The 324-nt window shown below is 52.8% G+C and carries 1 protein-coding gene; it reads left to right on the top strand.

Translation table 11 applies throughout. The features are described from left to right. On the top strand, positions 1-324 hold a 324-nt coding region (locus A3728_RS22395; RefSeq protein WP_150120812.1), incomplete at both ends, for a DNA cytosine methyltransferase.

Raw genomic sequence — 324 nt, 5'->3', positions numbered from 1 at the left:
GCCTCGCGGTTGGCTTTCGTCAGGCTGGCTGGAGCATTGCCTGTGCCAATGACATGGATTCGGCAGCGTCAGAGACATTTCGCCTAAATTTTCCTGAGACGTCATTTATTGAGGGCGCGATTTCGTTAGTCTGCGCTGACGACATTTTGCGCGCGAGTGCGCTGGGCCGTGGAGAACTGGACTGCCTTATTGGAGGGCCGCCTTGTCAGTCGTTCAGTCATAACAATCACAAGAGAAATGCAATCGACGACCGTGCCCGGCTCTTTGAATATTATTTGACGCTGGTGAAGAGGCTTCGCCCAAAAACGCTGGTGATGGAAAATG

The organism is Sulfitobacter sp. HI0040 (assembly GCF_001634885.1).
In the GTDB taxonomy this organism is placed as follows: Bacteria; Pseudomonadota; Alphaproteobacteria; order Rhodobacterales; family Rhodobacteraceae; genus Sulfitobacter.
Note: the sequence above shows the minus strand (reverse complement) of the source record. Positions and strands in the feature narration are given on the sequence as shown.